Origin of the sequence: Desulfoscipio gibsoniae DSM 7213 (assembly GCF_000233715.2) — a bacterium.
Lineage (GTDB): Bacteria > Bacillota > Desulfotomaculia > Desulfotomaculales > Desulfallaceae > Sporotomaculum > Sporotomaculum gibsoniae.
Genome location: NC_021184.1, coordinates 1,289,178 through 1,302,711, shown reverse-complemented (window position 1 = coordinate 1,302,711; position 13,534 = coordinate 1,289,178). Strand labels below are relative to the sequence as shown.

The 13,534-nt window shown below is 46.5% G+C and carries 15 protein-coding genes and 1 pseudogene; 8 read left to right on the top strand and 8 right to left on the bottom strand.

What is annotated here, in order from left to right; translation table 11 throughout:
* The first annotated feature begins 77 nt into the window (after positions 1–77).
* On the top strand, positions 78–1,253 hold the full coding sequence (locus DESGI_RS06005) for an NAD(P)/FAD-dependent oxidoreductase (RefSeq protein ID WP_006524282.1): 1,176 nt from the start codon (positions 78–80) through the stop codon (positions 1,251–1,253).
* Between the two features lie 96 nt (positions 1,254–1,349).
* Here DESGI_RS06005 and DESGI_RS06000 read toward each other — a convergent pair whose 3' ends face one another.
* Both DESGI_RS06000 and DESGI_RS05995 read right to left on the bottom strand, forming a co-directional pair.
* Entirely contained in the window at positions 1,350–1,631 is a 282-nt protein-coding gene (locus DESGI_RS06000; RefSeq protein WP_006524281.1) for a spore coat protein, read from the bottom strand.
* A 19-nt stretch (positions 1,632–1,650) separates the two neighbouring features.
* The gene (locus DESGI_RS05995) at positions 1,651–1,875 is read right to left on the bottom strand and encodes a hypothetical protein (protein ID WP_006524280.1); all 225 of its coding nucleotides are present in this window, start codon (positions 1,873–1,875) and stop codon (positions 1,651–1,653) included.
* Positions 1,876–2,080: 205 nt separating this feature from the next.
* On the opposite strand from DESGI_RS05995, the gene DESGI_RS22970 reads away from it, so the two are divergent.
* Positions 2,081–2,944 carry a L,D-transpeptidase family protein gene (locus DESGI_RS22970; protein WP_006524279.1) on the top strand — a complete coding sequence of 288 codons (864 nt, stop codon included), beginning with the start codon at positions 2,081–2,083 and terminating at the stop codon, positions 2,942–2,944.
* A gap of 164 nt (positions 2,945–3,108) precedes the next feature.
* Here the strand turns inward: DESGI_RS22970 and ychF are convergent, their stop codons facing one another.
* The 6 genes from ychF to DESGI_RS05960 form a co-directional block, all read right to left on the bottom strand.
* Positions 3,109–4,200 (bottom strand): redox-regulated ATPase YchF, encoded by a 1,092-nt coding sequence (gene ychF, locus DESGI_RS05985; RefSeq protein WP_006524278.1) that lies wholly within the window; start codon positions 4,198–4,200, stop codon positions 3,109–3,111.
* A 73-nt stretch (positions 4,201–4,273) separates the two neighbouring features.
* Positions 4,274–5,098, bottom strand: coding sequence for a carbon-nitrogen hydrolase family protein (locus DESGI_RS05980; protein ID WP_006524277.1), 825 nt, complete (start codon positions 5,096–5,098; stop codon positions 4,274–4,276).
* Positions 5,099–5,277: 179 nt separating this feature from the next.
* Positions 5,278–5,499: a NifU family protein gene (locus tag DESGI_RS24420; RefSeq protein ID WP_015617928.1), complete on the bottom strand. Its 222-nt coding sequence runs from the start codon at positions 5,497–5,499 to the stop codon at positions 5,278–5,280.
* 173 nt (positions 5,500–5,672) lie between these two features.
* A complete protein-coding gene (locus DESGI_RS05970) occupies positions 5,673–6,944 on the bottom strand; it encodes a zf-HC2 domain-containing protein (protein ID WP_006524275.1) in 1,272 nt (423 codons plus the stop codon).
* Positions 6,931–7,554: an RNA polymerase sigma factor gene (locus DESGI_RS05965; RefSeq protein WP_006524274.1), complete on the bottom strand. Its 624-nt coding sequence runs from the start codon at positions 7,552–7,554 to the stop codon at positions 6,931–6,933. The genes DESGI_RS05970 and DESGI_RS05965 overlap by 14 nt, the downstream gene beginning before the upstream one ends.
* 256 nt (positions 7,555–7,810) lie before the next feature.
* Positions 7,811–8,428 carry a hypothetical protein gene (locus DESGI_RS05960; protein WP_006524273.1) on the bottom strand — a complete coding sequence of 206 codons (618 nt, stop codon included), beginning with the start codon at positions 8,426–8,428 and terminating at the stop codon, positions 7,811–7,813.
* Positions 8,429–9,202: 774 nt separating this feature from the next.
* Between DESGI_RS05960 and DESGI_RS05955 the strand changes: the two genes are divergently transcribed.
* The 6 genes and pseudogenes from DESGI_RS05955 to DESGI_RS05930 all read left to right on the top strand — a co-directional run bounded on the left by DESGI_RS05955 (position 9,203) and on the right by DESGI_RS05930 (position 13,431).
* Positions 9,203–9,445 carry a DNA-binding protein gene (locus tag DESGI_RS05955; RefSeq protein WP_207638361.1) on the top strand — a complete coding sequence of 81 codons (243 nt, stop codon included), beginning with the start codon at positions 9,203–9,205 and terminating at the stop codon, positions 9,443–9,445.
* Between the two features lie 60 nt (positions 9,446–9,505).
* Positions 9,506–10,790: pseudogene (locus tag DESGI_RS23670) on the top strand (helicase-related protein); the annotation flags it as partial.
* A 64-nt stretch (positions 10,791–10,854) separates the two neighbouring features.
* The gene (locus DESGI_RS05945) at positions 10,855–11,238 is read left to right on the top strand and encodes a toprim domain-containing protein (protein WP_083939773.1); all 384 of its coding nucleotides are present in this window, start codon (positions 10,855–10,857) and stop codon (positions 11,236–11,238) included.
* Between the two features lie 158 nt (positions 11,239–11,396).
* Positions 11,397–11,990: a type IV toxin-antitoxin system AbiEi family antitoxin domain-containing protein gene (locus DESGI_RS05940; RefSeq protein WP_006524268.1), complete on the top strand. Its 594-nt coding sequence runs from the start codon at positions 11,397–11,399 to the stop codon at positions 11,988–11,990.
* Complete coding sequence (locus DESGI_RS05935) at positions 11,987–12,844, top strand: nucleotidyl transferase AbiEii/AbiGii toxin family protein (protein WP_006524267.1); 858 nt, start codon at positions 11,987–11,989, stop codon at positions 12,842–12,844. The genes DESGI_RS05940 and DESGI_RS05935 overlap by 4 nt, the downstream gene beginning before the upstream one ends.
* Before the next feature lie 236 nt (positions 12,845–13,080).
* Complete coding sequence (locus DESGI_RS05930; RefSeq protein WP_006524266.1) at positions 13,081–13,431, top strand: hypothetical protein; 351 nt, start codon at positions 13,081–13,083, stop codon at positions 13,429–13,431.
* Positions 13,432–13,534 lie beyond the last annotated feature (103 nt).

The window sequence follows — 13,534 nt, the reverse complement described above, 5'->3', positions numbered from 1 at the left end:
CACTAAACTGAGCCGCTAATCTTTATGCGGCGCTTAATAGTGACTATTATAACATATTAAACTGGGGGATTAATGCTATGCAAACAGATATAATTATTATAGGTGCAGGAGTGATTGGGCTAAGCACCGCTTATCACCTGGCCCGCCAAAATAATAAACAGCGCATTGTCATACTGGAAAAAGAAAAATTCCACGGCGCAGGATCCACCGCCCAGTGCACCGGAGGCATCCGGCACCAGTTCACCAATCAGGTGAATATTCAGCTGACTAAAATAAGTTACCCTTATTTCCTTAGATTTGCCGCCGATATGCAATATCCTATTTATTTTCGCCAGCGTGGCTATCTTTTTGTAACCGCCAGGGAATCCCGTTGGCAAGAACTACAAAACATGCAAGAGCAGTTAAACCGACTGGATGTACCGTCTCAATTGCTGACCCCGGAAGAAATCAACACCGTCTATCCCTTTGTTTTAACCGGAGATCTGCTGGGGGGCAGCTTTTGTCACCTGGATGCCTATGCCGACCCTTACGGTGTTATGGAAGGTTACTATCGCCAGTGCCGCAAGCTGGGCGTACAGGTGTTGTGCAACACAGAAGTCACCGGCATTAATGTGCAAAATAACCGGGTCACCGGCGTGCTTTACCATCAAGCCAACCAACCAACGGGCCCCTCCACTGAACAAAATATCATTAACGCCCCGATGGTGATCAACGCGGCAGGTCCCCACTTGCATCTGTTGGCCCGAATGGCCGGCCTCGAACTGCCAGCTTCTCCCTACCGCCGACAGGTGTATGTATGTGCCCCTATGCCGGCTATTTCTGCCAGTATTCCCCTAATTGTTGATTTGGACACAGGCTTTTACGTGCACGCCGAGAAAAACGGCATACTGCTGCTGGGCGGAACCGACCGGGACAACGCCCCTGGTCTGGAACCCTTGGTGGACAGAAGCCAGCTGCCGGATTTCATTGAAGCGGCCACGGGCCGGGTACCTGCCCTGGAAGATGCTCAAATCACCCGCATATACACCGGCATTCGCTCCCTAACCCCCGACGGGCTGGGAATACTGGGGGAAACCGAAGTAAGCGGCTTTTACTGTGCTGGTGGCTTTGGAGGCAACGGCTTTATGCACGCCCCGGCCATTGGCCTGATCACATCCTGCCTGGTGCTGGGGGAACAACCGCCCCTGGACCCAACCCCACTTTCTCCCAACCGGTTCAATAATGCCCCTGTAGCCGAGAAAGCATTGTTCTAAGATCACGCCACTTTGGCTCCGGAAGCACAGAGGAAGCACAGAGACGGTTCTCCTGCTTCCAAAAATGGAAGCAGGAGAACCGTCCCCGTGCTTCCTTCAATAAGGCATTTGGTGATGGTGCATAGCAGCAGTACCAACACCCGGCCTGCCCTGCCAAGCCGAAGCAGATGCGTTGGCCGGACGTACTTCATACCAGTAACGGTCGTGCATAATATTAAAGATTTGTTTCTGCAGGTTGATTTCCTCGTTATTGAGCTGGATCAGCGTATTACGAATCCGGTCATTGGCTGATTCCAAAACTGCCCTGTGATAGTTGGCCGATATATACTTGGTACCCATAAGTAAATCAGTCATTATTTCTTTGTCACCGAATTGCATTTTTTACACCCCCTCCAATTTAGTGCTGGGCCATACTAGAATTAAAGCCGGCATCCTGCAGCATGCCGTTCAAGGTGCTGACATGCCGCTGTCCCTTTTCGGCCATCTGCTGAAGCACAGATTGCACCGCCGGGTCGCGAGTGACACTCATATATAACTGCACCTTCCTGGCGCAAAGCTCCTCAGCCCGCAACTGCTCCTCAATAGCTAGCCTTTCCATTTCAGTAAGTTTACCCATATGCATTAAATTTCACCTCCCTCGGAAATTAATCACAAAGTTATTGTGCACTTAACCTTTAAAATTATGTAAGACCGCTAGCTGGTAATACTTTCAATGAGTCATTGATTAACACTTTGTTCCATGTATATAATTAGTTTATATCAGAAGTCATAGAAAACAGTCTTCCCCCGTATTATGTAAAAGCTAATTAATTAGGAGGGGCAGGCGGATGGTAAAAAGGTTTTTAGTTCTACTATTATCTCTTTGTTTTTGTTTTGTTCATACCGGTTTGGCCACGGCAGGGGTAAAGATTGTCATAGATAAATCAACTAACCAGCTACAATATTTTAATAACGAAATTTTGCAAAAAACTTTCCCTATAGCCACAGGGAAAAGTCCATTACTTACCCCGGAGGGAAACTTTACCGTAGTCCTTAAGGTAATCAACCCATACTACAGTCGCAATGGCGGCATTCCCGGGGGCAGTCCGCAAAACCCGCTGGGTTATCGCTGGTTGGGCCTTAGCGTAGGAGGCGGCAGTATATACGGTATTCACGGCACCAACAACCCATCATCCATTGGAACCTATGCCTCAGCCGGCTGCATTCGTATGTATAACAAGGACGTTAGCTGGCTTTTCGATCATACACCGGTGGGAACACCGGTAAAAATTATCCACAGTGTCGCAACACCGGTGCCGGAGCAGCCCAAACCACTACCCAAGCCACAACCAGTTACCGTTGTGCTGGGTGATAGCACCATCGAGGTTAATGAACCGGCCGGAACCAGCCCGGACGGGGCACCAATCTTACCACTACGCACAATTTTTGAAACGCTGGGCTATACAATTGGGTGGGATAACTTTAACCGCACCATCCTTATTACCAGAGGAATTGAGCACATTACCATAGCATACGCCAGCGGCCAGGTAACAACGAGGCAAAATACTTTCATCTGCCCCGAACTCAAGTTAGTACATGGCACAATGCACGCCCCCCTGTCCTTTTGGCAAAGGGCACTGCCGTTAATGCAGATAAACTGGGATGACGGTCAGCGTATAGTTACATTCAGTGAAAAAGTTACTTCGGAATAACTGATTCTGGAAACACCCCAGGCACTTGGTGCGGCATCGCCCGCTGTACCGAAATACCGGGTGGCGGCACTAGAGGCACCGGTTCAGGCAATACCCCCGACACAGGCATAGATACTGGGAACTAAGTAGTTAAAACCCCACCGAAACGGTGGGGTTTTAACTACTTACACATTAAATCTAATATTTAATATATCCCCGTCTTTTACTATGTAATCCTTACCCTCCAGCCGGGCCAAACCTTTTTCCTTGACTTTATTCATACTACCCAGTTTGTGTAAATCATCGTAGGCCACCACCTCGGCCCGAATAAACCCGCGTTCAAGGTCGGAGTGAATTTTACCGGCTGCGCTCCTGGCATTCAGCCCTACGGGTATAGTCCAGGCCTTTACTTCGTCCTCGCCCACGGTGAAGAAAGAAATCAGTCCCAGGGTATCGTAAGCAGCCCTGGCCAGACGGTCAATGCCGGATTGTTGTAGACCCAGGTCTTCCATGAATTCCCGCCGGTCATCTTCGGGTAATTGGCTAATTTCCATTTCAATCAGACCGCAGACCTCCAACAATATAATATCCTTATCAGCTGCATAAGCACGCACCTTTTCCTGCCCCTGGTAACCACCACCCCGCAGCTGTTCTTCATCTATATTAACCACCAGTATCATGGGTTTGTCGGTTAAAAAGCTATAATTTACCAACAGCTCCCGCTCAGCATCGGATAGCTCCACCTTGTGCATAGTTACTTCATTTTCCAACGCATCAAGGCATTTGCGCAGCACATCGAGTTCCGCAAGCTGCTCCTTTTTTATTTTTTTCCCTTCCTTAATGCGCTGAATTCTTTTTTCCAGCAAATCCATGTCGGCCAGCAATAATTCCAGGTTAACTGTCTCTATATCCCGCATGGGATCTATATCCCCATCCACATGGGGCACATCTTTGCCACCAAAGGCCCGTACCACATGCACAAGTAAATCGGCGTTGCGAATGCCATCTAAAAAGCGGTTGCCCACCCCTTTGCCCTCGCTGGCCCCGCGCACCAGCCCAGGTACGTCACTGAACTGAATTTGAGCATAAGCTGTCTTTTTGGGTTTGTAAAGGTTAATTAAAAAGTCAATCCGTGCATCGGGTATCTCGGCCATCGCCACGTTGATTTCAGTTTTGCCCGTCAAATAATTGGATGTTTCGAGTCCCGAGTTGGTTACCAGGTTAAAAAAAGTGGTTTTACCCACCATCGGCAAGCCGACAATACCACAAGTAAGCATTTACAATTCCCGTTCCTTTCTATAATAGCTGAATAATATTAACAAAAATAGCTGAATAATATTAACAAACCATCTATTTCCTGATAATTTCATAAAGGTCTGTGCGCCGCTGGGTTAGTAACGGCAGGCGTCCGCGCACTTCCCTAATTTTCTCCGGGTCCAATTCAACCATGATAATTTCCTCGCCGGTACCAGCCCTGGCCACTACATCACCCCACGGGTCCACCACTATGGAATGGCCGTAGGCCACATAGTCCGCCCGGTCATCCCTGGCCGGAGAAGCCGCCGCAACGTAAACCTGGTTATCCACCGCCCGGGCCCGCATGGTCAAATCCCAGTGCGCCGGGCCGGTAATCAAGTTGAAGGCCGCCGGTATCACCAGTACATCAATTCCCGCCAGGACCAGTAAACGGGCTAATTCCGGAAAGCGCACGTCAAAACAAATCATTACGCCAATTTTACAAAACCCAGCGTCTATAACCGTGAGCTCGTTGCCCGGTCCCAGCGTGCTGGACTCCTGCACCTTCAGGTTGGGCAAATCAACATCAAACAGGTGCACCTTGCGGTGGCGCCCTAACAAGTCACCCCGGGGTCCAAAGGTAAAGCAGGTATTATAAACAAAATCTCCATCTCTTTCGGGTATAGAACCGCCCACCAGCACAATATCCAGCTGGTCCGCCACCCGGGACATCATTTGCACCGTTTCTCCCTTGGAATAAGACTCCGCATAAGAGGGGAATAAATGCGTCTCATAAGGGCAGTTAAACATTTCCGGCAGCACTACCACCTGCGCACCCTGCCTGGCTGCCCGACGCACCGAATCCTCGGCATGACTTATATTAAACCCCTTATCGCTGGTGACTTTGATCTGGCAAACTGCCAGCTTGCATTTATCCATCAACACATCCGCCCCTTTATACAACCGGATTAATATGCACCTACTGCAGATAATTTTATATAAGCTGCCTGTCATAATGTACAAAACCACTCTTTACCAATACACAATGGTAAAAAGTGGTTATATAAAAACTTACCACCCGGTAAACAGCGTTTGATAACTGTACTAGTTGGCAGCAACTAGGCCTGCACTACTTCCTTTACCTCGGGCACAGCTTGCTTGAGCGACCGCTCAATCCCTAGTTTAAGGGTATAGGTGGACATCGCTCACCCACCGCAGGCTCCTTTAAGTCTTACTTTAACTACACCATCAGGTGTAACATCTACAAGCTCAACATCACCGCCGTCACGCTGCAGCATGGGGCGCACCTTATCTAAAGCAGCTTGTACTTGTTCACGCACTGTTTACAACCTCCCTTCTTAAAAACTATTATAACAACAAAGGATTAATAATATTAGCTCGTCCAAACCGCAACTATTCCTATTTTAACTGCTATTTACCAGTGAAGCAATAGTAAAACTTTTGAATCGAACAATTCAGTCAACTTTAGTAAGCTATGTCGACCAGGTTTTAATTAAGATGGCGGCAGCTGTAAGTAAAGGTTAAACTTAGTAAAATCAATATCCTGTTGTAACTCCGCCAGTACCTGCTGCTGCAGGGCAATTTGCCCGCGCAAAGTATCTAATACGACTGAACCTTCTGATCTGTTTTCCTTTTGCGCATCCTGCTGTTCAAGCAGCGTCTTTTCTTGCTCTAGAAGTACGTTTAATTGTTCTTGGGCCTGCTGCAAATCAACAGTCAAATCCCTGGAGGTAGATTGAATATTCGACTGCCCCAAATTGCTTAATTCATTGATAAACCCGTCCACACTATCCGTAGGAATGCGTAACACCCAGTACCGTCCGTTTTGCTGAGGCTCAGTTTCCACAAAGCCGCCGTACCTGGCAACTGTTTCACTCACCGTGGCTGCTGTATTTGACTGGGTTTTCAGCACCACCGTAGCGGTAAACTCCCTGGCCACATGAAGATTAGTTGCTGCCGAAAGCTTATCATTCTCTGCCTTGCCGGCAGCATCCTCTAAATCGTCTTGGGGTACGGCCATAATGGAAAATTGAGGTTCATTACCGTCCGACTGCCCCTGCGGAGCTGCCAATTCACGGGCTACCTGTTTCCCAGGGGCACCGGTGTCTTCTCCACCACCTGCAGCAGGCATGGCATCAGTACCACCGTCTTCCGCAGCGGACGCAGGTTGTTCCCCTGCTCCTATATTAGTAGTATTTACCTCCTCCTTTGATACACCAGGGCTAACCAAATCACGCCGGTTTGTATCAGGGACATTATTATGCACCGTATCAATATCTTTAGAAGTTTTCTCCGGGGCGGTATCCAAAACCGGGTCGCCATCCACAGCACCGCCCCCAAAACGTTCCACCCGGTCAGCCGTATTTTGGCCGGCGCTCAACTGGAAGGCAGTATCAAATACCCCGTCATCGTTTTTGTCATAGTAAAGAACGGTGACACCAACGGTGATAAATAGCACCGCCGCGGCAGTAAGTATTTTAAGCCATTTACCCCGGGCCAGCCAGTACACCTGCCCGGTTGGGCTGCCGGTAACAGTGGGTGCGGGCAGTGAATCAATTTTTTGACGTAAATTATCGTGAAACTCCGGGGGCGGTACAACCTCGGGTAACCCCCTGACCAATTCCACGGCAGCAAGCAAATCATCATATTCCAACCTGCACGCCTCGCAGGCAGCAATGTGTTCCTCCACCTGTACTACCTGGGAAGATTCCAGCATGCCATCAATGTAAGGTGACAACATTTCATAGATATCACGACATTGCATTGCTCTTCCCTCCTTTGGTTTTATGACGATCGCTGCCCGGCAAAAGTTCCCCCTGCTTGCTCATCCTTTCCTTGAGAGCGTTTCTGGCCCGGCTGATGCGTGATTTTACCGTACCCAATGAACACTGTAACACACCGGCAATTTCTTCATAGCTCAATCCCTGCATTTCACGCATTATTAAAATCAACCGGTGGTCATCAGAAAGCTGGTTCAAACAAAACTGAACCTGTCGCTGCATCTCGCGACGCTGCACGGTTTCCTCGGGGGAATAGCTGTCGTCAGCAGTAGGCACATTGGCCGGTGAGGCGTCTATCATTTCATCCATAGAAACACTGCGCCGCCGCTGTCTTTTCCTGATTTCGTCCCGGCAAATATTGGAGGCAATACGGTAAAGCCAGGTGGAAAATGCAGCATCTCCCCGGAACCCTGCTAATGCTTGGTACAGTCGAATGAAGGTATCCTGGGCCAGGTCACTGGCATCGGCGTGGTTACCCATAAAACGATAAACCAAGCCATATATTTTACTTTCATAGCGACGCACCAGTTCGTCAAAGGCTTCCAGGTCACCATCTTTAGATTTTTGAACCAGCACCTCATCGGGAAGATGCACTTTATATTCACTCCAGTCCCATAAAAAAAACCAGGGGCATGCGTACTCCCCGGTAATTCTTCGACACGGTTAAACATACTTCCTGCCACGGGAAAAAGATGGTCTTTAGCATATGGGACGTGATTTAAAAAATAAAAAAGTTGGATTCGCATTAACGTTATATATGTCTATATATTCATACAATTGCAGAATAGAAAACAAGAGCATGAGAGAGCTAATCTAAGTAAACTGTTACACCAATTTAAACGAAAATTGTTTATTCTTGTGTTCGTTTGCTACCTATTTTCCTGGTTTCGATAAATTTAACCTTATCCACTCTTTTCCTTACTGGTTTAGGTAATACTATATACCTACGCAGATTTAATTTTGGACGTTCTTCCACATGGTTCAAAATTTTATTTTCATTTGCCAATGGGCTTGTCTTCATAAATAACCATGCACCAAAGCTCCACCAACCTAAAAATAGGAAATAGACAGGAATAGGGTACAGCCAGGACACAAAGTCATAGAGACCTGCATTGTGGACTACATATGCATAACCGATACTGTTACCAGCCCAGGCTGCAATATATGGGTATAAAAACCAACGTCTTTTAGGCAAAAAGTAGAGAAAAAGCATTACTGTAACTGTCCAGCTTGGAGGTGAAAGAGCAATATGTCCTAGAACATAGAATATTCCATGATTCTTAAACCACATAACATGTAATAGATTTTGCATTATACTTACAACAATAACATCACCTAGTCCACCTATAAGAAAACCATAAATAAAATAATTCTTATATTTTTTTCTTGGGATAAAAATTAGTGTAAGGATAAACGTCATCACTAAAAATGTTGGATAAAATAAGGTGGTTACAATAGGCATTGCCATCAATAAATCACCCCGTTATTGTTTACTCAAAAAGTATTTCAAAATGTCCATAGCAATATCAGCAACTACTCCAGCTATAAGACCTTTGCTAGCCTGTCTTTTAAGTTCAAAATGGGAACCTCTTTCATTCTTAATTTTTATATTTTGCTCCAAGTTAGGATTTTATATTAATGTTTATGGCAAAATAAAGCTAAGAACCGAGCATAAAACTGGAAAAAAACCATTGCCAGCACCCCTGCTTTAACCTTGCCCTTTAGTTGTACAGGCTAAAGGGTAAGAAAGAAAGGATGTTGACAATGGCTCAGGCGTGTCTGAGTGAGTCGTGCGTGCCTAAAATCAAAATTCAGACACGCACGATTCATCAAAATAAAAAGGGTTCGATGAAGTATTATTACTTCTCTCAAACCCTTGATATATCTAGATTTTGGTGCCGAAGGCGGGAGTCGAACCCGCATGCCCGAGGGCGCACGATTTTGAGTCCCTCAACATTACCGGAAGCATCGGGAATGCAACGTACTCTACCGGAATCCTCAGCCCCCCCAAAACCTTATATAATGCGGGTTTTCGGCACTTAAAACCCGGAAACCCACGTCACTCCAAGGCTCTCTCAAAAGAGCGGTTTTGACATCAATTTTGGACGTTGGAGGGATATTGGAGGGATATTCAGGAGGGGTATCCGGACCGTCTGCCATTGAAACGTCGAACGTGTATTATCAAAACCAATATTGTAACAGTCATCCTACCATTGACAAATCTTTTCAGGAGTTGATGACTGTGAAAAATCAAGAATATTACGAGCAGCTTTTTGAGCCGTATCCCGATGTAGTTACGCTGGATGAATTCAGAGCCATATTGGGCGGCATTGGAGAAACCACGGCACGAAAGATTTTGCATGGGAATCATATAAAGTACTTTTTCATCCGTAGTACCTACAGGATACCTAAAGTGTGGGTTATCGAGTATGTGTTAAGCGAGCATTACGCTGAGTATCGGCAAACGTTAAAAGTACAGGTTTAGCAGTAATTAAAAATGAATGGACAAAGAGGACATAGGTTTAGCGCTTATGTTCTCTTTTTTATATATCACTTCTGGCAGGACCACCGCGATCAAAAGCTGACCCAGCTTGTCTTCTGCGACCTGTCCACTCCCAAGAGCGACGGGAATTTCAACGTCTATGACGACATGCGCCAAAAGCTCACGGCCCGCGGCGTTCCCGCCGACGAGATTGCTTTCATCCACGACGCCAACATGGAAACCCGCAAAAAGGAGCTGTTTGCCAAGGTGCGTACTGGACAGGTGCGCGTCCTTGTTGGGAGCACCTTTAAGATGGGGGCCGGAACCAACGTGCAGGATAAGTTAATTGCGCTGCACGACCTGGACTGCCCCTGGCGGCCCCGCGACCTGGAGCAGCGCAGCGGCAGGATTGTCCGCCAGGGCAACAACAACGACGAGGTGCATATCTTCCGGTACGTGACGGAAAATACCTTTGACGCTTATCTCTATCAGATTTTGGAGAACAAACAGCGGTTTATCTCACAGATCATGACCAGCAAATCCCCCGTAAGAAGCGCCGAGGACATTGACGAAACGGCCCTTTCCTACGCGGAAGTCAAGGCACTGGCGACGGGCAACCCGCTCATCAAGGAGAAGATGGATTTAGACATCCAGGTTTCCAAGCTGAAGCTGTTAAAAGCCAACCATTTAAGCCAGCGTTACGCTTTGGAGGACAGATTGCTCAAACACTTCCCCCGGCAGATCAAATCCACCGAGGAACGTATTACGGGCTATGAAAAGGATATTGCCCGATATGAAAGGCACAGCGCCTTGCCCCTCGCCGAGGGGATGCCGAGGAAAACAAATTCGCGGGCATGACGATCAAAGGCATTTTCTACCTCGAAAAGGCCAAGGCGGGCGCGGCCATCCTGGAAGCCTGCAAGCTGATGACCTCGCCGGAGCCGCAGAAAATGGGAAGCTATTTGGCGGCTTTCCGATGCTGTTTTCCTTCGACAGCTTTAACAAGAAGTATCAAATCACGCTCCAGGGCGCTCTCAGCCATACGGTGGCCTTGGGCGCGGACGTTCACGGCAACATTATAAGATTGAATAATGCTTTGGCCGAAATGCCGAAAAAACTGGAGTATTGCCGGGAACAGCTAAAAACCCTCCGTCAGCAGATGGAAACGGCCAAGAAAGAAATTGGCATCCCCTTTGAGAAGGAGCAGGAGATGCAAAACAAATCCGCGCGGCTGCATGAACTGAACATCCTGCTGAATATGGACAAAACGGAAAACGAGATGGTGGACGACCAACCGGACGAGGACATGGATATTCCCGAAAAGAAAGCTGTAGGCTATGAACGGTAATTGCTGAATACGCTTTAGCAGTTTTGACTTTCTATTTTCCCAAGCTTAGCGCTTTTCCTTCTCCATTCCGGCAAGGGAAAAATCAACGAAGCTGCACCTGTTTGAAAGCGCCATTGACCTTTTGTCCTATGACACATTGGAGCTGCTGGCTGGCAGGGATTGGCGGTGGGAAAACTGCCTTTCCTTGGCGGGTATTTACAGGCCGAAAAAGAACATTGAAGAAAGTACTCTGCCCACCGCTTTGACGCAGTACCTCAAGGATTATCCGCAAATAAGTGAAATTGCCCTGCATCTGGACAACGACGCACCGGGAAGGCTGGCGGCAAAGACCATCAAGGCCCTCCTTCCCTCCACCTGCACCATTACCGACGAGCCGCCCCAGCGTGGGAAGGATTACAACGATTATTTGAAAATGATGTTGAGAGGGCGGCACGGGCCGGAGCGATGATGACAAATGGTTTTATCCATACCTCCCTATCGCCCCCAAATAGCAATATGAAGAGAAAAATAAAACTCGGCAGTACTTAACCTCTTAGATGTATACAACTACACTCTAGAACGATATAATATAGAGTGTAATTGTATTAAGGGAGGAGGTGGTGCACAATGAAGCATATTGACAAAATCCAAGAGGTTCTCGAACAGAACAACGGAGTGATTACTGCTTCACAGGTCACCGCAGCCAATATACCCAGGCATTATCTGAAAAAAATGATGGACATGAAGCTCCTGGTTAAACTTGACCGGGGAATTTATAGCAAACCGGAAATATGGGAAGATGAAATGTATATCCTGCAATACAAGTACAGTAGAGGCATTTTTTCCCATGAAACGGCCTTGTACATTCATGGCCTGACGGACAGGACGCCTCTGAAATATGTCATGACGTTCCCCTATGGTTATCATGTCAAATCCCTCAAACAAGAAAATGTTATCATTCGAAAGTCCGTGCAAGATTTATATGAACTTGGATTGACCACCGGAATTTCTCCCTGTGGGAATCCGATCCGTTTGTACGATGTGGAACGGACACTTTGCGATATCGTCAAAGGGAATAACACCTGCGACATCCAGATCGTCAATCAGGCAATGAAGCAATACGCCAAAATGCCGGGGAAAAATATCCCGAAGCTATTCGACTATGCCGGGAAAATACGGGTAAAGCCCAAAATACTGAACTATATGGAGGTTTTGCTATGACAGCCAAAAACCCCATGCAATTGAAGGCCTATATTAAAAAGATGGCCGCCGAAAAAAACATTTCCGCCCAGCTTGTCATGCAAAACTATATGCTGGAACGGTTATTGGAACGTATTTCCGTGTCCAAATATCAATCCAATCTGACTTTGAAAGGCGGCTTTTTGATTTCAGCCATTGTCGGACTGGATACAAGGGCGACGATGGACCTGGATACCACCATCAGAGGTTTTGACGTTACCCATGATACGGTCAGGAGAATTTTTGAGGAAATAGGCGCCACTCCCATTGAGGACAATGTCAAATTTGAAGTGCTGAATACTTCCGATATACGGGAAGGCGACGATTATCCGGGAATCAGAGTAGCGATGAGGGCCAATTATCCGCCACTGGCTGTTCCCCTTTCCGTGGATGTTACGACTGAAGACAAAATCACTCCCCAAGCAATAGAATACACCTTCAGACTTTTATTTGAGGACAGGACGATCAAAATCATGGCGTATAATCTGGAAACCGTGCTGGCCGAAAAGCTGGAAACCATAGTGACCCGTGGAATTGCCAATACCAGGCCGAGAGATTTTTATGACATTTACATTTTGTATCAGCTTAGAGGCCATGAATGCGACAGGTCAGTATTAAAAAGCGCGTTGGCGGAAACCGCGTCCCGACGCAAGAGTCTTGCCGTCATGTCAAATTATAAGGCTGTTCTGAACACCATTGCGGAAAGCGAACAAATGAAAGGGTTTTGGCGGAAATACCAAAAAGACTTTGACTATACGAAGGACATTGATTTTACGGATATCTGCCATTTGATTGTTCAAATTTTAGATGAAATTGGTTTTTCGGAGATACAATAAAACTCTATTTCATTGAAATTTTGAGTTTGTTTGTGTTTTTTAAATTCCTGTAGGGACTGAGCCATCCGATTTCTACAAAATCAAAAATGATCAGATGGACATCATCCGTTCTCTGCACCAAATGCTTGGGCGATTTTCGTTTTTGAATGCAGAGTTTATACCACCGAATAAATACCACAGAGTGTTCGTGGAGAAATGGATTTGATTCTGTACCAGAAATTTAGAGGAGGTGGAGGATGTCATTTTCGGAAATTAGTATTTATCAGGTAAAGCCAGATAAGACGAATGAGTTTGAAGCTATTATGAAAGACGCTGTTCAAATGATGAAAGTAATAGACGGTTGTCAATCTCTTCGACTTATACAGCGTACACACTATATAAAGGATATGAAAACGATTAAGGATGGACTTCAACCCGACAAACTTACTCGTATTGTAAAATGCGTTCGCTATGCGCTCTACTGGGAATTCGATACAGATAAAAATTATGGTAAAGCACAAAAACAGTTGTATGAAACTCATTGGAAAGCGATAGAAAAGTGCTTGATTGTTCCGCATGATAAAATCTTAGGTGAGGTAATCATTTAACAGTAAAAGACCGACAAATTTCAATTTAACGAGCAAGCCACTTTCTATAATGAGCATAATGAGAAGCGTACAAGTTCCGGTTTAGCAGAGGGATTATAAAACC

Bases quoted from the DNA above. Each gene is read 5' to 3' on its own strand.
- DESGI_RS06005 (WP_006524282.1), top strand. From the start codon at position 78: ATGCAAACAGATATAATTATTATAGGTGCAGGAGTGATTGGGCTAAGC.
- DESGI_RS06000 (WP_006524281.1), bottom strand. From the start codon at position 1,631: ATGCAATTCGGTGACAAAGAAATAATGACTGATTTACTTATGGGTACC.
- DESGI_RS05995 (WP_006524280.1), bottom strand. From the start codon at position 1,875: ATGCATATGGGTAAACTTACTGAAATGGAAAGGCTAGCTATTGAGGAG.
- DESGI_RS22970 (WP_006524279.1), top strand. From the start codon at position 2,081: ATGGTAAAAAGGTTTTTAGTTCTACTATTATCTCTTTGTTTTTGTTTT.
- ychF (WP_006524278.1), bottom strand. From the start codon at position 4,200: ATGCTTACTTGTGGTATTGTCGGCTTGCCGATGGTGGGTAAAACCACT.
- DESGI_RS05980 (WP_006524277.1), bottom strand. From the start codon at position 5,098: ATGGATAAATGCAAGCTGGCAGTTTGCCAGATCAAAGTCACCAGCGAT.
- DESGI_RS05970 (WP_006524275.1), bottom strand. From the start codon at position 6,944: ATGCAATGTCGTGATATCTATGAAATGTTGTCACCTTACATTGATGGC.
- DESGI_RS05960 (WP_006524273.1), bottom strand. From the start codon at position 8,428: ATGGCAATGCCTATTGTAACCACCTTATTTTATCCAACATTTTTAGTG.
- DESGI_RS05940 (WP_006524268.1), top strand. From the start codon at position 11,397: ATGAAGCATATTGACAAAATCCAAGAGGTTCTCGAACAGAACAACGGA.
- DESGI_RS05935 (WP_006524267.1), top strand. From the start codon at position 11,987: ATGACAGCCAAAAACCCCATGCAATTGAAGGCCTATATTAAAAAGATG.
- DESGI_RS05930 (WP_006524266.1), top strand. From the start codon at position 13,081: ATGTCATTTTCGGAAATTAGTATTTATCAGGTAAAGCCAGATAAGACG.